At 64.6% G+C, this 18,793-nt stretch carries 13 protein-coding genes; 8 read left to right on the top strand and 5 right to left on the bottom strand.

Features of this window, described 5'->3' with window-relative positions; all coding sequences use genetic code 11:
• The first annotated feature begins 6 nt into the window (after window positions 1-6).
• Entirely contained in the window at window positions 7-393 is a 387-nt protein-coding gene (locus tag ACVIIW_RS11025) for an MAPEG family protein (protein ID WP_456700762.1), read from the top strand.
• A 65-nt stretch (window positions 394-458) separates the two neighbouring features.
• Here the strand turns inward: ACVIIW_RS11025 and ACVIIW_RS11020 are convergent, their stop codons facing one another.
• From ACVIIW_RS11020 to ACVIIW_RS11010, 3 genes are all read right to left on the bottom strand, one after another.
• Window positions 459-1,661 carry an ABC transporter substrate-binding protein gene (locus ACVIIW_RS11020; protein ID WP_456700761.1) on the bottom strand — a complete coding sequence of 401 codons (1,203 nt, stop codon included), beginning with the start codon at window positions 1,659-1,661 and terminating at the stop codon, window positions 459-461.
• Between the two features lie 86 nt (window positions 1,662-1,747).
• Window positions 1,748-4,912 carry an efflux RND transporter permease subunit gene (locus tag ACVIIW_RS11015; RefSeq protein WP_456700760.1) on the bottom strand — a complete coding sequence of 1,055 codons (3,165 nt, stop codon included), beginning with the start codon at window positions 4,910-4,912 and terminating at the stop codon, window positions 1,748-1,750.
• Complete coding sequence (locus tag ACVIIW_RS11010; protein ID WP_456700759.1) at window positions 4,909-6,126, bottom strand: efflux RND transporter periplasmic adaptor subunit; 1,218 nt, start codon at window positions 6,124-6,126, stop codon at window positions 4,909-4,911. The genes ACVIIW_RS11015 and ACVIIW_RS11010 overlap by 4 nt, the downstream gene beginning before the upstream one ends.
• Before the next feature lie 324 nt (window positions 6,127-6,450).
• On the opposite strand from ACVIIW_RS11010, the gene ACVIIW_RS11005 reads away from it, so the two are divergent.
• From ACVIIW_RS11005 to ACVIIW_RS10975, 7 genes are all read left to right on the top strand, one after another.
• Window positions 6,451-7,605: an iron-containing alcohol dehydrogenase gene (locus ACVIIW_RS11005; RefSeq protein WP_456700758.1), complete on the top strand. Its 1,155-nt coding sequence runs from the start codon at window positions 6,451-6,453 to the stop codon at window positions 7,603-7,605.
• Window positions 7,606-7,624: 19 nt separating this feature from the next.
• Entirely contained in the window at window positions 7,625-9,175 is a 1,551-nt protein-coding gene (locus ACVIIW_RS11000) for an AMP-binding protein (RefSeq protein WP_456700757.1), read from the top strand.
• 262 nt (window positions 9,176-9,437) lie between these two features.
• A complete protein-coding gene (locus ACVIIW_RS10995) occupies window positions 9,438-11,036 on the top strand; it encodes an ABC transporter substrate-binding protein (RefSeq protein ID WP_456700756.1) in 1,599 nt (532 codons plus the stop codon).
• Window positions 11,037-11,136: 100 nt separating this feature from the next.
• Window positions 11,137-12,084: an ABC transporter permease gene (locus ACVIIW_RS10990; protein WP_456700755.1), complete on the top strand. Its 948-nt coding sequence runs from the start codon at window positions 11,137-11,139 to the stop codon at window positions 12,082-12,084.
• A gap of 190 nt (window positions 12,085-12,274) precedes the next feature.
• Window positions 12,275-13,168 (top strand): ABC transporter permease, encoded by an 894-nt coding sequence (locus tag ACVIIW_RS10985; RefSeq protein ID WP_456700754.1) that lies wholly within the window; start codon window positions 12,275-12,277, stop codon window positions 13,166-13,168.
• Window positions 13,168-14,172: an ABC transporter ATP-binding protein gene (locus ACVIIW_RS10980; protein WP_456700753.1), complete on the top strand. Its 1,005-nt coding sequence runs from the start codon at window positions 13,168-13,170 to the stop codon at window positions 14,170-14,172. Before ACVIIW_RS10985 ends, ACVIIW_RS10980 begins: the two co-directional genes overlap by 1 nt.
• Window positions 14,169-15,155 (top strand): ABC transporter ATP-binding protein, encoded by a 987-nt coding sequence (locus ACVIIW_RS10975; protein WP_456700752.1) that lies wholly within the window; start codon window positions 14,169-14,171, stop codon window positions 15,153-15,155. The genes ACVIIW_RS10980 and ACVIIW_RS10975 overlap by 4 nt, the downstream gene beginning before the upstream one ends.
• A gap of 37 nt (window positions 15,156-15,192) precedes the next feature.
• On the opposite strand, the gene ACVIIW_RS10970 is transcribed toward ACVIIW_RS10975, so the two are convergent.
• Both ACVIIW_RS10970 and ACVIIW_RS10965 read right to left on the bottom strand, forming a co-directional pair.
• Complete coding sequence (locus ACVIIW_RS10970; RefSeq protein WP_456700751.1) at window positions 15,193-17,166, bottom strand: acetyl-CoA carboxylase biotin carboxylase subunit; 1,974 nt, start codon at window positions 17,164-17,166, stop codon at window positions 15,193-15,195.
• Window positions 17,163-18,779 (bottom strand): acyl-CoA carboxylase subunit beta, encoded by a 1,617-nt coding sequence (locus tag ACVIIW_RS10965; protein WP_456700750.1) that lies wholly within the window; start codon window positions 18,777-18,779, stop codon window positions 17,163-17,165. The genes ACVIIW_RS10970 and ACVIIW_RS10965 overlap by 4 nt, the downstream gene beginning before the upstream one ends.
• Window positions 18,780-18,793: the final 14 nt, after the last annotated feature.

Raw genomic sequence — 18,793 nt, 5'->3', positions numbered from 1 at the left:
CGCGCGATGTACCATTTCACCGCCCTCGTCACGCTGCTGGCGCTTGCATTTTATTTCTTCACCTGCATCAACGTCTCGCGGTCGCGGGCCCGGACCGGCATCAAGGTGCCGGCGATGTCGGGCCATCCCGACTTCGAGCGCGCCTTCCGCATTCAGATGAACACGCTGGAATGGATGCCGATCTTCCTGCCGTCGCTGTGGCTGTTCGCGATCTATATCGGCGATGCCATCGCGGCCGGCATCGGCGCGGTCTGGATCATCGGCCGCATCGTCTATTTCGTCGGCTACTCGCGGGCCGCCGCCAAGCGCGGTCCGGGCTTTGCGATCCAGGCCATCGCTGCCATTGCGCTGTGGGCGGGAGCGTTGGGTGCGGTGGTGCACCGGCTGGTGTGAGGATTGCCTCATAAACAAAATGCCGCGCGTGAGCGCGGCATTCGCATTGAGGAATGACGAGACCGTCACTTCGTCAGCGGGCACCCGCTGTCCTTGGCGCTCGAGAAGGCCTGGTCGCCGGGAACGACGGCGAGCTGCTTGTAGTAGTCCCACGGCTTCTTCGATTCCGAGGGCTTCTTGACCTCGAACAGATACATGTCATGGACCATGCGGCCGTTCTCGAGCACCTTGCCCTTGGCGAAGGCGTCGTCGACCGGCAGCTCCTTGAGCTTCCTGGCCACTGCCTCGGAGTCCTTGGTGCCCGCGGCCTTCACGGCCTTCAGATAGCTCAGCGTCGCCGAATAGGTGCCGGCGTGGATCATGCTCGGCATCCGCCCGGTGCGCTTGAAGAAGCGCTCGGAGAAGGCCCGCGTCGTGTCGTTCTGATCCCAATAGAAGCCTTCGGTCAGGACCAGGCCCTGCGCCGCCTGGAGCCCCAGACCGTTTACCTCGGCAAGCGTCATCAAGAGGCCGGCGAGTTTCTGGCCACCCTGCACGATGCCGAATTCGGCCGCCTGCTTGATCGAGTTGGTGGTGTCCTGGCCGGCATTGGCGAGGCCGACGATCTTCGCCTTGGAGCTCTGCGCCTGCAGCAGGAAGGAGGAGAAGTCCGACGAGTTGAGCGGCACGCGGACCGAGCCCAGAACCTTGCCGCCGCTGGCCGTGACGATCTCGCTGGTGTCCTTTTCCAGCGCGTAGCCGAACGCGTAATCGGCGGTGAGGAAGAACCAGGTATCACCACCGGTCTTGGTCAACGCACCGCCGGTGCCGACTGCGAGTGCATGGGTGTCGAAAGCCCAGTGGAAGCCGTAGGGCACGCAGGCACTGCCGGTGATGGCCGACGTCGCCGCGCCGACGACGATGTCGATCTTCTTCTTTTCCTTCGACAGCTCCTGCACGGCGAGCGCGACCGACGAGGTGGTCAGCTCCGTGATCATGTCGACATTCTCGGCGTCATACCAGCGCCGCGCAATGGAGGTGGCCAAATCCGGCTTGTTCTGGTGATCGGCGGTCACCATCTCGATCTTGTGGCCGAGCACCTCGCCGCCAAAATCCTCGATCGCCATCTTCGCGGCTTCGACGGAGTATTTGCCGCCATAGTCGGCGTAGACGCCGGACTGATCGTTGAGGATGCCGATCTTGACGGCTTGTCCCGTTCCTTGCGCGGAGGCGGGCGCGGCCAGCAGCAAAGCCGACGTAGCGACAGCGGCCAAAAGGACTGATTTCATCTGTTATCTCCCAGCATTGTTCTGTTTTGAAATCGCGCGGAGTGTAGTGAAGACGACGGCCCGTGCCCATGGGTATCGCGAATACCTCAAGATGACGAGATCGCCCCCTTCTCGTTGCGCCCGTCCGCCAGGTTCCGCACCACCACATAGAAGATCGGGGTGAACAGGAGGCCGAACAGCGTGACGCCGATCATGCCGAAGAAGACGGCGACGCCGACGGCCTGACGCATCTCGGAGCCGGAGCCGGACGAGATCACCAGCGGCAGCACGCCGAGGATGAAGGCGAAGGACGTCATCAGAATCGGCCGCAACCGCAGCCGGCAGGCTTCGATCACGGCCTCCAGCCGCGGTTTGCCTTCCTTCTCGATATCGCGTGCGAACTCGACGATCAGGATGGCGTTTTTTGCCGCCAGGCCCACCAGCACGACGAAGCCGATCTGGGTGAGGATGTTGACGTCCTGGCCCATGATGCGGACGCCGATGGTGGCGGCGAGCAGGCACATCGGCACGATCAGGATCACCGCGAACGGCAGGGTCCAGCTGCCATATTGCGCGGCGAGCACGAGATAGACGAACAGCACGCAGATCGGGAACACGTAGAGGCCGGCATTGCCGCCGGTGATCTGCTGATAGGACAGGTCCGTCCACTCGAAGGAGAAGCCGCTCGGCAAGGTCTCGTCGGCGAGCTTCTTGATGGTGTTGAGCGCGGTGGTCGAGCTCACGCCCGGCGCCGGCTCGCCCTGCAATTCGGACGCCGCATAGAGATTGTAGCGCGCGACGCGGTCGGGGCCCGAGACATCCCTGAAGTCGACCACGCTGCCGAGCATCACCATGTCGCCCGAGGCATTGCGCGTGCGCAGCCGCGCGAGATCGGCAGGCTCTTTGCGGAACGGGAAATCCGCCTGAGCGGTGACGTGATAGGTTCGGCCGAACAGGTTGAAGTCGTTGACATAGGTCGATCCGAAATAGGTCTGGATCGTGTCGTTGATGTTCGCAATCGGCACTCCGAGCTTTTGCGCCTTGGTACGATCGATGTCGACGAACAGCTGCGGCGTACTGGCCGAGAACGGCGAGAACACCGTGGGCCCGAGGAGCGCCGGGGATTTGCGCGCGGCGGCGACGAGCTCGTCGGTTGCAGACGCCAGCAGCTCGGGCCCGCGGCCCTGCCGATCCTGGATGCGGATGGCGAAGCCGCCGCCGGTGCCGATGCCGGGCACGGCCGGCGGCGGGATCACGATGATGAAGGCGCCCTGGATCGCGGCGAGGCGCTTGCGCAGCTCCGCCGTGATGGCATTCGCCGTCAGTCCCTTCTTGATACGCGCCTCGGGTTCATCGAACACCGGAAACAGCGCGGCGGCATTGCCCGCCTGCGTGCGCGTGGCGCCGGAGAAGCCGGCGAATGCGGCGACACGGATGATACCCGGCGTATCCAGCGAGATCCGCTCGATCTCACGCACGATCTCGGTGGTCCGCGCCAGCGACGCCGCCCCCGGCAATTGCACCGAGATGATGACGTAGCCGCGGTCCTGCGCGGGGATGAAGCCCTGCGACGTCGTCCCGATCAGCCAGCCTGCGCTGCCGATCAACACGACATAGATCAGCAGCATCACCACCGCGTGCCGGATCACGAAATTGGCGACGCCGGCATAGCCGTGCGCCAATCGGTCGAACACGCGGTTGAAGGCGGCGGTGAAGGTACCCCAGGCGCGTGCGATCAGATTCCAGGCGGCTGGCGGCCGTTTCTCCTCGTGCGGGACGAGTATCTGCGAGGCCAGCGCCGGCGACAGCGTCAGGGAGCAGAAACAGGAGATCGCAGTCGCAACCGCAATGGTGACGGCAAATTGCTGGAAGAACTGCCCGGAGATGCCGCCGAGGAACGCCGTCGGCACGAACACCGCGCACAGCACGAGCGCGATCGAGACCAGCGCGCCGCCGACCTCTTCCATGGTCTTCAACGCCGCGTCGCGCCGGCTGAGGCCGTGCTCGAGATGCCGCTCGACATTCTCGACCACGACGATGGCGTCGTCGACGACGATGCCGACCGCGAGCACGAGGCCGAACAGCGTGAGGTTGTTGATGGAAAAGCCCAGTGCAGCCATCACCGCGAAGGTGCCGACCAGCGAGACCGGGATCGCGATGATGGGGATGATCGCAGGCCGCCAGCCCTGCAAGAACACCAACACGACGACGACCACGAGCAGCATCGCCTCGTAGATGGTCTTGATCAGCTCGTGGACCGACTGTGCGATGAACTCGGTCGGGTTGTAGCCGATGTTGTAGTCGAGGCCCTTCGGGAAGCTCGTCTTGAGCTTCTCCATCGTGTCCGAGATGCTCTTTGCCGTCGCGAGCGCGTTCGACCCCGGCCGCTGCGTCACCAGCATGGCGACTGCGGATTTGCGCAGCAGGAAGCTGTTGGTGGAATAAGCGAGCGCGCCGAGCTCGATGCGGGCGACGTCGCGCAAACGCACGGTGCGGCCGTCGGAGCCGGCCTTGATCAGGATGTCCTCGAACTGTTTCTTGTCTTTCAACCTCCCCGTAAAGACGAGGTTGGGCTGGAAGGCGCGGTCGGCGATCGGCGGCTCGGCGATCTGGCCGCCGGCGATTTGCACGTTCTGGGCACGGATCGCGGCCAGCACCTCGGTCGAGGTCAGGCCGAGATTGGCGATGCGGTCAGGATCGAGCCACAGCCGCATCGAATAGTCGCGCGCGCCGAAGATCTGGATGTCGCCGACGCCGTCGATGCGCAGCAGCTGGTCGCGGACCTGCAGCAGCGCGTAGTTGGATATATAGAGTTGGTCGAACGTGTCGTCCGGCGACAACATGAACACGACCATCAGGATGTCGGGCGAGTTCTTGCGGGTGACGACGCCGTTGCGCTGGACCTCGTCAGGCAGCTGCGGCTGTGCGATCGCAACGCGGTTCTGCACCAGCACCTGGGCCTTATCCAGGTCCGTGCCGAGCTTGAAGGTGACGGTGATCGTGAGCTGGCCGTTCGAGGTCGCCTGGCTGTAGAGATACAGCATGTCCTCGACGCCGTTGATCTGCTGCTCGATCGGAGCGGCGACGGTGTCGGACACGGTTTGCGCCGAGGCGCCCGGATATTGCGTGGTGACGACGACGGTTGGAGGCACCACTTGCGGATATTCGGAGATCGGCAGCGTCGAGTAAGCGAGCGTACCGACGATCAGCAGCACGATCGACAGCACCATCGCGAGGATGGGCTGGTTGATGGACAGACGACCAAGATTCATGACTTGTCACCAGCCTTGCCACCGGCCGGCGCTGGCGCGGGAGACGGGGCGACCTTGGCGCCGACGCGGGCCCGCTGGATGCCGTTGACGATGACGCGGTCCTCGGCCTTCAGCCCTTCGCGGATCACGCGGAGGCCCTCGTCGAGCGGCCCCAGCACCACGGGCCGCGCCTCGACGGTGTCATCAGGCTTCACCACGAACACGATCTTGCGCGACTGGTCGGTCGCGACCGCGGCATCCGGGATCAAGAGCGCCTCGTAAGGTGCGCTGCCGATCAGGCGGACGCGGCCAAACTGGCCGGGCAGGATCGACAGATCGGTGTTCTTGACGACGGCGCGGCTCCGCAGCGTTCCCGTGGAGACATCGAGGCGGTTGTCGAGGAAGTTGATGGAGCCGTCATGCGACGGCTTCGTTTCGCCGGCGAGCGTGACCTGCACCGGGTTCGCTGTGTCGCGCGAGCTTGGGCGCTTACCCTCGAACCACAGCTTGCTGTATTTGATGAAGGTCGTCTCATCCATGTCGAAATAGATGTAGATCGGATCCATCGTCACGATCGAGGTCAGCAAGGTGGAGGAGCCGGCGTCGCTGCCCTGCACGAGATTGCCCGGACTGACGAGATGGCGGCTGACACGGCCGGTGATCGGCGCGGTCACATGGGTGAATTCGATGTTGAGCTTGGCGGCCTTCAGTGCACCCTCGGCCTGGGTCTCGGCGGCGTGCGCGGCCTGCAAAGCCTGGCGGCGTTGGTCGACGGCCTGCTCGGAGACCGCGCTGGTCTGCACCAGGTTCAAGCCGCGATCGAGCTCCCGCTTGGCGAGCTCCACCTTGGCGCGGGCGTCGGAGAGCTGGCCGTCCGCCTGCTCGGCCACGGCCTCGAACGGGCGGGGATCGATCACATAGAGCAGATCGCCCTGATGCACGATCGCGCCGTCCTGGAATTCGACGGAGTTGACGAAGCCACCGACGCGGGGGCGCACCTGCACCTCCTCGACCGCCTCGAAGCGGCCGGTGTACTCGTCCCAATCGGTGACGGTGCGCTTGACCGGCTGGGCGACGGTAACAGGCGGAGGCGGCGGCGCGGCCGCTTGCGAGGCCGGCTGGCCGCAGCCGCTGAGCGCGAAGGCGGCGGCGAGGAGGCAAGCTACCGCAGGGTGCCTCGGTTGAACGAAATCGTGCTGTTTGACAAGTCGCTCGCTTCCGTCCGGTCCGGTCATCCGAAGTCCTCGCCTCAAAAGCCGCGGAAAAGGCAGGGTACGCCTTTACCCGCGGGCGTTCCAAGATGGTTGGAGTTGATGAACTCTTCAAGACCAAAGGATGCGCAGGGACTGGAACGGTGCCCTGGCCGGATGGCGGGTTGACACGAAGAGATGGGCGACGGCGGCGATCGGTCAACGTTAGGTTGGCAATGGCGCAGCGGCATTCACGACCGTCCCCTGGAGGGGGTAAGAAGGAGCCAGCGTCTTCGCACATGACGGGCGGCGGATGCTCAGCTAGATTAGTCCTTACAAAACAAGACGAATTGTCCGGGGAGGACAGGCGTGCATCAGGGACGTGTCGTCTACGGTGCGATCGAGGAGGTCGTGTTCGGCCATCCGGCGGCTGACGCGATCGTCGCGCAAATGGACCGGCTGGGAACACGGCGTGCCTTCCTGATGGTCTCGGGCACCCTGAACCGCGAGACCGACGAAATCGCAAAGATCGTCCAGGCACTCGGGCCGCGCTGCGCCGGGCTGTTCGATGCGATGCCGCCCCACACCCCGCGCGAAGCGGTGATCGCCGCCACCAATGCCGCGCGCGGGGCGGGCGCCGATCTGATCGTGACCGTGGGCGGCGGCTCGATCACGGACGGCGCCAAGGCGGTGCAGCTCTGCCTTGCCAATGGCATCGACACGATCGAAGGCATCGACCGCATCCGCGTGCACAGGGGCGTCACACCAGAGATGACAGCGCCGAAGGTGCGTCAGATCAGCGTGCCGACCACGATCGCCGGCGGCGAGTTCTCATCGATCGCTGGCGTGACCGACGGCAGAACGCATGTGAAGCAGATGCTGCGGCATCCGCTCACGGTGCCGCGCGCCACCATCCTCGATCCTGCCATCACAATGCACACGCCGGAATGGCTGTTTCTGTCCACCGGCATCCGCGCCGTCGATCATTGCGTCGAGGCGATCTGCTCGCACGAGACCCACCCTTATGCCGACGCGCAATCGGTGAAAGGGCTCGCGATGCTCGCGGACGCGCTGCCGCGGGTGAAGGCCGACCCCACCGATCTCGACGCGCGCATGGATGCCCAGATCGGCACCTGGCTGTCCATGGGCGCGCTCGCGGCCGGCGTGCCGATGGGGGCGAGCCACGGCATCGGCTATGTGCTCGGTGCCGCCTTCGGCGTGCCGCACGGCTACACCTCCTGCATCATGCTGCCGGCGGTGATGCGCTGGAATGCCAGCGCCAACGCCGAGCGCCAGATGATCGCCGCCGCCGCGATGGGTTTCCCCGGGCACAATGCCGCCGACGTGCTCGATGCCTTCATCCGCTCGCTCGGCATGCCGCGCAGGCTCGCCGAAATGCGCGTCTCTCCGGAGCATTTCGACGTCATCGCGGAACAGGCGATGCGCACGAACTGGATCCCGCACAATCCGCGCAAGATCGAGAGCCCGGCCGAGGTGCGTGAAATCCTCGATCTCGCCGCATGATGTCAAACCCGGAGCTCTGATGTACCCAGGCCTGCATGCCCGCCTGCGCCCGCTCCAGCCCGCCTTCATCATGGCGGCAACCGGCGAGGCCGTCACCTATCGCGAGCTCGATGCACGCAGCAACCGGCTGGCCCACCTGTTCCGGAAGCACGGATTGAAGCGGCTCGACCACTACTCGATCTTCATGGAGAACAATTCGCGCTATCTCGAAGCCTGCAGCGCGGGCGAGCGCTCGGGGCTCTACTACACCTGCATCAACTCCTTCCTGACGGCGGGCGAGCTCACTTATCTCCTGGTCAACAGCCAGTCGAAAATCTTGATCACGTCCGCTGCAAAGCTCGACATTGCGCGCGAGGCGATCCAGGCCTGCCCTGATATCAAGCTCTGCATCGTCGCCGACGGACCGGGCGAGAGTGACCGGATCGTGGGACTTGCCGATGTCACCGCCGGTCTGCCGAGGACGCCGATTGCGGACGAATGGCTCGGCACCGCCATGCTCTATTCGTCGGGCACGACGGGACGGCCGAAAGGCATTTTGCGGCCGCTGCCGGAGGAGGCACCGAAGCACAATCTGCCGCTGTTCGATTTCCTGACAAAACTTTGGCACTACCGCGAAGGCATGGTCTATCTGTCGCCCGCCCCGCTGTATCACTCGGCGCCGCAAGCTGCGGTCAATCTCACCATCCGCATGGGAGGTACCGCGATTATCATGGAGACGTTCGATCCCGAGCGTTACCTTCAACTCGTCCAGCAATGGGGCATCACGCACACGCAGCTGGTGCCGACGATGTTCTCGCGCTTGCTGAAGCTGCCGGAGGAGGCGCGCCGCCGCTACGACCTGTCATCGCTCGAGATCGCGATCCATGCCGCAGCGCCCTGCCCGGCGCTGGTCAAGGACGACATGATCAGATGGTGGGGGCCGATCATCCACGAATATTACGGCGCTACGGAAGGCCTCGGCTTCACGGCCTGCAACAGCGAGGAATGGCTCAGCCATCGCGGCACCGTCGGCAAGGTGCTGCTGGGCGATCTCCACATTCTCGACGAGAACATGCAGCCCTGTCCGACCGGCACGCCGGGCCAGGTCTGGTTCAAGACCGGATCGCCGTTCGAATATTTCAACGACCCCGACAAAACCAGGGAGGCCCGCTCGGCCGACGGCAGTATGAGCACGGTCGGCGATGTCGGCTATGTCGACCACGACAATTTCCTGTATCTCACCGACCGCGCCACCTTCATGATCATCTCCGGCGGCGTGAACATCTATCCGCAGGAGTGCGAGAATCTGCTGATCACCCATCCCAAGGTCGCTGACGCCGCCGTGTTCGGCGTGCCGAACGCCGATCTCGGCGAGGAGGTGAAGGCGGTGGTGCAGCCAATGCCGGGCGTGATGCCTGATGACGCGCTCGCCACGGAGCTGATCGCCTTCTGCGGAGCGTCGCTGTCGCGGCAGAAGGTGCCGCGCTCGGTCGATTTCGAGAAGGAATTGCCGCGGCTGCCGACGGGAAAGCTCTACAAGAGGCTGCTGCGGGACCGGTATTGGGGCAACAAGACGTCGCGGATTGTGTGAGCCTTCTTCGCCTCTCCCCGCGTGCAGGGAGAGGCCGGAATGCGCGCCTTGAGCGCGATTGGGTGAGGGGGAACCTCCGCGCGTCCGACTGTTGTTGTCATCGCCCCACCCCGACCCTCTCCTCGCAAGCGGGGCGAGGGAGCGAACCGTCATCCCAATTGCCAAGGCTCTAAAACGCCTTGGCCGGTTGCTTCCCTCCACGCGCCTCGGCTATCGTGAGGTCAAACAGGCCACTAATGGCCGGTGTCCAGGGAGGACGAGGATGCGGAGCGTGTGGGCGCTTGCCGCGACGGCGGCGCTATCTTTGCTGGCGTTTTCGACCATGACATTCGCAGGCGAGCCCAAGCAGGGCGGCATCCTGCGGATATATCACCGTGACAGCCCGGCGAACGCGTCCATCCTCGAGGGTGCGACCTATTCGGTCAACGTGCCCTTCATGGGGGTCTTCAACAATCTCGTCATCTATGATCAGCACATCGCGCAGAACAGCCCTGATACCCTCAGACCGGAGCTGGCCGAAAGCTGGTCATGGAGCAGCGACAACAAGAAATTGACGTTCAAGCTCCGACAGGGAGTCAAATGGCATGACGGCAAGCCGTTCACGTCGGCTGACGTCAAGTGCACGTTCGATCTCCTGATGGGCAAATCGCAGCAGAAGCTGCGGCAGAATCCGCGCAAGGCCTGGTACAGCGAGGTCAACGACGTCACGCCCAACGGCGATTTCGAGGTCTCCTTCGACCTGAAGCGGCCGCAGCCATCGCTGCTGGCGATGCTCGCTTCCGGTTATACGCCGATCTATCCCTGTCACGTCTCGCCGGCGGACATGCGCACCCATCCGATCGGAACCGGGCCGTACAAATTCCTCGAGTTCAAGGCCAATGAATCCATCAAGCTGACGCGAAATCCGGACTACTGGAAGAAGGGTCTGCCCTATGTCGACGGCATCGAGTACACGATCATCCCGAACCGCTCGACCGCGATCCTCGCCTTCGTCGCCGGAAAGTTCGATATGACTTTTCCGACCCATATCACCATCCCGCTCCTGAAGGACATCAAGTCGCAGGCGCCGAACGCGGTCTGCGTCGTCGAGCCGACCAACGTCTCGACCAACATCATCGTCAATTCGAGCTCCCCACCATTCGACAACATCGATATCCGCCGCGCGATGTCGTTGGCGCTCGATCGCAAGGCGTTCATCGACATCCTGTTCGAAGGCCAGGCTGACATCGGCGGCACCATGCTGCCGCCGCCGCAAGGCATCTGGGGCATGCCCAAGGACAAGCTCGAGACGATTCCGGGCTACGGCCCGGACGTGAATGCGAATCGCGAGGAAGCGAAGAAGCTGATGCAGAAGGCGGGCTATGGCCCCGACAAGCATCTCGCCGTGAAGGTTTCGACGCGCAATCTCGCGGAATATCGCGATCCCGCGGTGATCCTGATCGACCAGCTCAAGAGCATCTATATCGACGGCGAACTCGACGTCGTGGAGACCGCAAACTGGTTCCCGAAAGTGGCGCGCAAGGACTACATGCTCGGTCTCAATTTGACCGGCAATTCCGTCGACGATCCCGACCAGTCCTTCTACGAGAACTATTCCTGCGGCTCGGAGCGGAACTACACCAACTATTGCAACAAGCAGATCGAGAAGCTCTTCGACGTGCAGTCGCAGGAGATCGACATCAACAAGCGGAAGCAATTGGTCTGGGACATCGACAGGAAGCTGCAGGAGGATGTCGCCCGTCCGATCATCTTCCATGCGCGGGCCGGCACCTGCTGGCAGCCCTATGTCAAGGGGATCACGATCATGTCGAACAGCTCCTATAACGGCTTTCGCTTCGAGGATGTGTGGCTCGACAAGTAGCATGTCAGGCTGAAGGCGGTTTTGGTTTGAGCATGATCTTGTCGGAAAACCGCGACGCACTTTACGCTAACCTGTAGCAGCGGCTCGCGGAGGGCGAAGGATGTTTGCCTATCTGGTGCGGCGCCTGTTCCTGATGCTCGTGACCCTGTTCGGGATCTCGGTCGTCATCTTCTTCCTGTTGCGCATCGTTCCCGGCAACATCGTCGACATCCTGTTTGCCGCGGCCGGCTACGTCGATCCGGCCGACAAGGTTGATCTCGAGAAGCAGCTCGGCATCGACCAGCCGCTGGTGATGCAATATCTGCACTGGATCAGCGGCCTGTTGCACGGCGATCTCGGTTACTCCTATGTCTCCGAGAAGCCGGCGCTCCAGGAGATCCTGCCGCGGATCCCGATCACGGCGCGGCTCGCTGGTCTTGCGCTGCTGTTCTCGGCTTCGATCGGCATTCCCCTGGGCGTCATCAGCGCGGTCAAGCAAGGCACGCGGCTCGATTATGCGCTGCGCGTGGTGAGTCTGAGCGGATTGTCGCTGCCCTCGTTCTGGCTCGGTCTGCTCATTCTCACCGCCGCGGTGGCGATGTTCGGCGAGATCCCGATCTTCAATCCGAATCCGCGGACCTGGCTCGAGGCGTTCGCGACATACGCGGTGCCCGCGGCCGCCGTGGGCTTCCGCAGCGCGGCGCTGACCATGCGCATCACCCGCTCGTCGATGCTGGAGGTGCTGCGGCAGGACTATATCCGCACCGCGCGTGCCAAAGGTGCGTCCGATGCCGCCGTGAACTATCATCACGCGCTGAAGAACGCGATCCTGCCCGTCATCACCGTGATCGGCATCGAGGCGGCGTTCCTGATCGGCGGCCTGATCGTCACGGAGACCGTGTTCAACATTCCCGGCGTCGCGCGCTTCCTGGTCGAGGCGATTCGCTGGCGCGATTATCCGATCGTGCAGAACCTCGTGATGCTGATTGCCGTCGTGGTGGTGAGCGCCAATTTCATCGTCGACATGCTGTACGCGGTATTCGATCCCCGCATAAGATATACGGATTGATTCATGATTGTTGTTCACGAGGCGTGCGCAGTCCCATTCACCTCGCCCCGGTTGCGGGGAGAGGTCGGATTGCGCCGCAATCCGGGTGAGGGGGAGTCTCCGCGAGTCCGACTCCCACCTCCCCCTCGGAGCGCCCCCCTCACCCCAACCCTCTCCCCGCAAGCGGGGAGAGGGAGAAGATAGAGCTTGCATGGCCGCAATCGACTACGATGTTGAACTCCGGCGTGCCGGCGCGCATGCGACCGGCGGCTGGCGGCGGGTGCTGTTCCTGGCACAGCGGCACGTGCTGGGCGCGGCGGGACTCTTCATCATGACGCTGTTCGTGCTGACGGCCATCTTCGCCGATTTCATCGCGCGCTACGATCCCCTGAGCGTCGATTCCGCCCACGCGCTGATGCGTCCGAGTCTCGCGCACTGGATGGGCACGGACTCGTTCGGCCGCGACGTGTTCAGCCGCATCATCCATGGCGCGCGAATTTCGCTCGCGGTCGGGATCGGCTCGACCGCGCTTGGCGGCACGCTCGGGGTCATGGTCGGCCTCACCTCCGGCTACCTCTCGGGCTGGGTCGACCTCGTGTTCCAGCGCGTGTCCGATATCCTGCAGGCACTGCCGCTGCTGGTGCTGGCCCTGATCATGACGGCGGCACTCGGTCCGTCGCTGCCGAACGTCATCCTCGCCATTGCCATTCCGCTGATCCCGACCGTTTCGCGCGTCACCCGCGCCAACACCCTGGCGCTACGGGAGCTGCCGTTCGTGGAAGCCGCGAAATCGATCGGCATGAGCGAGGTACGTATCGCGCTTCGTCACGTGCTGCCGAACACGCTGGCGCCGCTGATCGTGCTCGCGACCGCCCAGCTCGGCTCGACCATTCTGACCGAGGCCTCGCTCTCTTTTCTGGGTCTCGGCATTCCCGAGCCCTATCCATCCTGGGGCCGCATGCTGTCGGAATCCGCCGCCGAATATGTCCGGACCGCGCCGTGGCTCGTGATCTTCCCGGGCATCGCGATCAGCCTCGCGGTGTTCGGAGCAAACCTGTTCGGTGACGCGCTGCGTGACATCCTCGATCCCCGGCAGCGCGGCTGATGGCTGATACCTCCAAAATCGTGCTCGATGTGAAGAACCTCAAGACGGTGTTCTTCACCAACTCCGGTCTTTTCAAAGCGGTCGACGACGTCTCCTTCACCGTAAGCCGTGGCGAGACGCTCGCCATCGTCGGCGAATCCGGCTGCGGCAAGAGCGTCACTGCGCTGTCAATGATGCGGCTGGTGCCCGATCCTCCCGGGCGCATCGTCGGCGGCTCCGTCACGCTCGAAGGCACCGATCTGCTGGCGCTTGACGAGGCGGAGATGCGCAAGGTCCGGGGCAATCGCATGTCCATGATCTTTCAGGAGCCGATGACCTCGCTCAATCCCGTCATGCGGATCGGCGACCAGATCGTGGAGGCGGTGCGGCTGCACCGGAACATCTCGTCGAAAGAAGCCCGACACATTGCCGTCGAGATGCTGCGGCTGGTGCGCATTCCCGAGCCGGCGCGGCGTGCGCAGGAGTATCCCCACCAGCTCTCCGGCGGCATGCGCCAGCGCGCCATGATCGCGATGGCGCTGGCGTGTCGGCCGGCGCTTTTGATCGCGGACGAGCCGACCACCGCGCTCGACGTCACCATCCAGGCGCAGATCCTGGCGCTGATCCTCGATCTCCAGAAGGAGCTCGGCACCGGCCTCGTCCTGATCACCCATGATCTCGGCGTCGTCGCGCAGACCGCGCAGCGTGTGATCGTGATGTATGCGGGACGAAAAGTCGAGGAAGCCAGCGTCGAGGCGCTGTTCGCCGCGCCGAAGCATCCCTATACGCGCGGTCTGATGGCCTCGATCCCCGCGGTGCCGGCATCAGGCGTCGCCGCACAGGAGCGGCTGAACGAAATTCCGGGCACGGTGCCATCGCTGGTGCGGCTGCCGAAGGGCTGTGCCTTCGCGCCCCGCTGCAAGCTCGCCATCAAGCGCTGCGAGGAATATCCACCGCTGATGGATTGGGGCGGCGGCCACCTCGCCGCCTGCTGGCGCGCGGCCGATGTGGCGGAGGTGGCATGACTGAAGTGCTGCTCGAAGTTACCGATCTCAAGAAGCATTATCCCGTGCGCGCCGGCGTGCTGCGCCGGCAGGTGGGCACCGTGCATTCCGTCGACGGCGTCTCGTTCTCGCTTGGCGCGGGCGAGACGCTCGGTCTCGTCGGCGAATCCGGCTGCGGCAAGTCGACGGTGGCGCGCAGCGTGCTACGGCTGGTCGAGCCGACGTCCGGCAAGATCCGCCTCGGCGGCGAGGACATCACGCATCTGTCCAAGAGCGCGCTGCGCCCGCATCGCCGCTCGATGCAGATCGTCTTCCAGGATCCGTTTGCCTCGCTCAATCCGCGCATGACCGCGGGCGACATCGTCGGCGAGCCGCTGGCCGTGCATGGTCTTGCCACCGGCAGGGCGCTGGAGGTGCGCGTCGCAAAGCTGTTCGAGCAGGTGGGCTTGCGGCCCGACCAGATGCGCAACTTTCCGCATCAATTTTCCGGCGGCCAGCGCCAACGCATCTGCATCGCGCGGGCACTGGCACTGGAGCCGCGGCTGATCGTCTGCGACGAGCCGGTGTCAGCGCTCGACGTCTCGATCCAGGCGCAGGTGATCAACCTGCTGGTCGATTTGCAGCGTGAACACGGCTTCTCCTATCTCTTCATCGCGCACGACCTCGCGGTGGTGGCCCATATCAGCCACCGCGTCGCGGTGATGTATCTCGGCCGCATCGTCGAGATCGCCGGCAAGGACGAGCTGTTCGGCAATCCGCGCCATCCCTACACGCAGGCGCTTCTCGCCTCCGTGCCGATCGCCAATCCGCTCGCGAAAAAGCTCGCGCCGCTGGTCGACGGCGACGTGCCGAGCCCGGTCAATCCACCGCCCGGCTGCGCCTTTCACACGCGCTGCCGGTTTGCGATGGAGCGATGCAGGACCGAGCGGCCGGCGCTGAAGGATACCGGCGACGGGCATCAGGTGGCGTGCCTGCTCAACGAGGGGATGGGACGGAGCGGGTAGCTCTTGCTCTCGCTCCCGGCGATGACGACGACAGCCGCTACCCCGCCCCAATCTCCGCCACGATCCTGCCCGTCGTGACCTGCTCGCCCTCGGCGACCTCGATCGCGGCGACCACGCCGTCGATGCCGGCCTTGTGGACGTGCTCCATCTTCATCGCTTCCAGCGTCAACACCGGCTGGCCTGATGTGACGCGATCACCCGGCTTGACCAGCACCGCAACGACGCGACCATTCATGGCCGCGCGGACTTTGCCGTCGCCGCCGTTGCCTGCCGCGGCCTTCGGTGGGGCGAGGGTGAGGTCGGTGGCCGCGAGCGCGATGCCGCGGTGCTGGAGATAGAGCCTGTCGCCATCGCGCAGGAATTTTACGCTGTCCGTGACGCCGTCGCGGCGGAAGCGGACGGCATCGGGATCGACGTGCTCGATCTCGAACTTGTCCTCTCGGCTGCCGGTGGCGACGGTGTAGCTGCCATCGCGCTCGCGGGTGATTTCGAGCTCGACCGCATGGCCGGCGATTTCGATTTTCGCGGGCAGAGGAAACGTTGCCGACAGGCTCCGGCCACGCCGCCATGACGGTGCGCGCGGATTGGTAACGTAGAGCAGCAGGCCCGCGAGCGCGGTATCGAATGCAGCATTCTCCGGCCGCAGCAGCTGGTCGCGATGCGCGCCGATGAAGGCCGTCGTCGCCTCGCCCCTGGCAAAGCCGGGATGGCGCAGACACGTCAGCAGAAATGCCTGATTGGTCGTGACGCCAAGCGCGGTGAGTTGCTCCAGGCCGACGATCAGCCGCCCCCTCGCCTCCTCGCGCGTGGCGCCCTGGCTGATGATCTTGGCGATCATGGAATCGTAGAATAGCGGAATCTCCAAGCCCGATTGCAGCGCGTGCTCGACGCGGATGCCATCGGGTACCTGCCAGCGCGCCATGCGGCCGGACTGCGGCATGAAATCCTGCGCGGCATCTTCCGAGCAGAGCCGCACCTCGATGGCGTGACCGGACAATTTGATGTCCTGCTGCTTCACCGGCAGGGGCTCGCCGCGCGCAACGCGCAATTGCAGCTCGACGAGGTCGAGCCCGGTAATCGCCTCGGTGACGGGATGCTCGACCTGAAGACGCGTGTTCATCTCCATGAAGTAGAATTCGCCGCTCTCATCGAGCAGGAATTCCAGCGTGCCCGCGCCCTCATAACGCAGCGCCTTGACCGCAGCGACGGCGACTTCGCCCATCTTCGCGCGCAGCTCCGGCGTGACGGCCGGCGACGGCGCCTCCTCGATCAGCTTCTGGTGCCGCCGCTGCACCGAGCAATCGCGCTCACCGAGATGGATGGCGTTGCCATGGATGTCGCTGAACACCTGAATCTCGATATGGCGCGGATTCTCGACGGCGCGTTCGAGGATCACGGTCGGATCGCCGAATGCGGCTTTGGCTTCTGACCGCGCGCTGCGCAACGCATCAGGGAACGATGCGGCATCAGTCACGAGCCGCATGCCGCGACCGCCGCCGCCCGCGACCGCCTTGATCATCACGGGAAAGCCGATCTTCCCGGCTTCCGCGAGCATGACCTCGTCGCTCTGGTCGGCGCCCTGATAGCCGGGCACGACAGGCACGCCGGCCTTCTTCATGATCTCCTTGGCGCCGGCCTTGTTGCCCATCGCCGCGATCGCCTGCGGCGATGGGCCGATGAAGACGAGCCCGGCGTCCTTGCAGGCTTGTGCGAAGTCCTCATTCTCGGCGAGGAAACCATAGCCGGGATGAACGGCATCCGCGCCGCTGGCCCTGGCAGCTGCGATGATCGCGGAGATGTTGAGATAGGATTGCGCCGGCAAGGCTTCACCGATCCGCACGGCCTGATCAGCCCGCTGGACGTGGAGCGCATCACGATCGGCATCCGAATAGACGGCCACAACGCCGAGGCCCAGCCGCCGCGCGCTACGCATCACGCGCAGCGCGATCTCGCCGCGATTGGCGACCAGGACCCTGTGGAACGGCCGGTGCGGCACTGATCCGTTCCTCATGGCCGCGCCACCGAAAACTGCATGCGTTGGGGCGCGCGACGATCGCCCTCGCGGCAGATGGCCAGCACCTCGGACAAGACCGCGCGGGTGTCGCGCGGATCGATCACACCATCGTCGAGCACGCGCGCGCTGGTCGAGAACACGTCCATCTGGCCGTCGAACACGCCGACGATCTCGGCCTTCATGGCATCCAGCTTGTCCTTCCCGATCGGCTTGCCGCGGCGCGCCGCCGCCGCCTCGGTCACGATCGCCATGGTTTCCGCGGCCTGCTCGCCGCCCATCACGGCGGTCTTGGCGTTGGGCCAGGAGAAGCAGAAGCGTGGATGGAAGCCACGGCCGCACATGCCGTAATTGCCGGCGCCGAACGACGCCCCGCAATAGATCGTGATCTGCGGCACCGTCGCCGAGGTCACCGCCTGGATCATCTTCGAGCCGTGCTTGATCATGCCGGCTTCTTCATAGGCCTTGCCGACCATGTAGCCGGTGGTGTTGTTGAGATAGAGGATCGGCGTGCGGGTTTGGCAGCAAGCCTGGATGAAATGCGTCGCCTTGTTGGCGCCGGCAGGATCGAGCGGACCGTTGTTGGTGATGATGCCGATGGCATGGCCCTCGATGCGGGCATGGCCGCAGACGGTGGCCGGACCGTAATTCGAGGCCATCTCGGTGAAATCGGAATCGTCGATGATGCGGGCGATCACCTGCTTCATGTCGACGGTGCGCTTGTGATCCATCGGCATGATGCCGAGCAGCTCGTCCTGATCGTAGCGCGGCGGCTCGAACTCTCGAGCCGCCCCGCCCGGCCGCTCCCATTCCAGCGCCGCCATGATCTCGCGCGCGATGCGCAGGGCGTCGCGGTCGTCCTCGGCGAGATAGTCGCCGAGGCCGGAGATTTGCGTATGCATCTCGGCGCCGCCGAGCTCCTCCTCGGTGGCGATCTCGCCGGTTGCAGCCTTCAACAGCGGCGGCCCGGCCAAAAAGGCGCGCGTACGCCCGCGGACCATGACGATGTAGTCGGACAGGCCCGTCTGGTAGGCGCCGCCGGCGGTGGACGAACCGTGCGTGACGGTGACGACGGGCAGGCCTGCGGCCGAGAGCCGCGCAAGGTTGCGAAAAATATTGCCGCCGCGGACGAAGTCCTCGACGCGGTAGCGCAGGAGATTGGCGCCGGCGCTTTCGACGAGCTGGACGTAAGGCAGCTTGTTCTCCAGCGCCAGTTCCTGCACCCGCAGTGTCTTGTCGAGGCCGTAGGGCTGGAGTGCACCGGCATCGATGCCGGAATCGCTGGCGCTGACCATACAGCGGATGCCTGAGATGAAGCCGATACCGGCGATGACACCGCCGCCCGGCACGCTCTTGCTCGCATCGGGCACATCGAACATGTAGCCGGCGAGTGTCGAGAGCTCGATGAAGGGCGCGCCGGGGTCGAGCACCAGCGCGACCCGCTCGCGCGGCAAGAGCTGGCCGCGTTTGTGGAAGCGATCCTTTGCCGCGGCCGACGCGGCACGCGTGCGCGCTTCGAGCGAGCGCATGCGATCAATCAGCGCGAGCATGCCGTCGCGGTTTGCGCGGTAGGCGGCGCTGCCGGTGGAAATGGTGTTTTCGAGAATGGACATGATTCTTTCCTACC

Source organism: Bradyrhizobium sp. USDA 4449 (genome assembly GCF_054056275.1).
This window is presented reverse-complemented; position numbering and strand designations above follow the sequence as displayed.

Coding starts and splice junctions, on each gene's coding strand:
- ACVIIW_RS11025 (WP_456700762.1), top strand. CDS start 7: ATGTACCATTTCACCGCCCTCGTCACGCTGCTGGCGCTTGCATTTTAT.
- ACVIIW_RS11020 (WP_456700761.1), bottom strand. CDS start 1,661: ATGAAATCAGTCCTTTTGGCCGCTGTCGCTACGTCGGCTTTGCTGCTG.
- ACVIIW_RS11015 (WP_456700760.1), bottom strand. CDS start 4,912: ATGAATCTTGGTCGTCTGTCCATCAACCAGCCCATCCTCGCGATGGTG.
- ACVIIW_RS11010 (WP_456700759.1), bottom strand. CDS start 6,126: ATGACCGGACCGGACGGAAGCGAGCGACTTGTCAAACAGCACGATTTC.
- ACVIIW_RS11000 (WP_456700757.1), top strand. CDS start 7,625: ATGTACCCAGGCCTGCATGCCCGCCTGCGCCCGCTCCAGCCCGCCTTC.
- ACVIIW_RS10995 (WP_456700756.1), top strand. CDS start 9,438: ATGCGGAGCGTGTGGGCGCTTGCCGCGACGGCGGCGCTATCTTTGCTG.
- ACVIIW_RS10990 (WP_456700755.1), top strand. CDS start 11,137: ATGTTTGCCTATCTGGTGCGGCGCCTGTTCCTGATGCTCGTGACCCTG.
- ACVIIW_RS10985 (WP_456700754.1), top strand. CDS start 12,275: ATGGCCGCAATCGACTACGATGTTGAACTCCGGCGTGCCGGCGCGCAT.
- ACVIIW_RS10980 (WP_456700753.1), top strand. CDS start 13,168: ATGGCTGATACCTCCAAAATCGTGCTCGATGTGAAGAACCTCAAGACG.
- ACVIIW_RS10975 (WP_456700752.1), top strand. CDS start 14,169: ATGACTGAAGTGCTGCTCGAAGTTACCGATCTCAAGAAGCATTATCCC.
- ACVIIW_RS10970 (WP_456700751.1), bottom strand. CDS start 17,166: ATGAGGAACGGATCAGTGCCGCACCGGCCGTTCCACAGGGTCCTGGTC.
- ACVIIW_RS10965 (WP_456700750.1), bottom strand. CDS start 18,779: ATGTCCATTCTCGAAAACACCATTTCCACCGGCAGCGCCGCCTACCGC.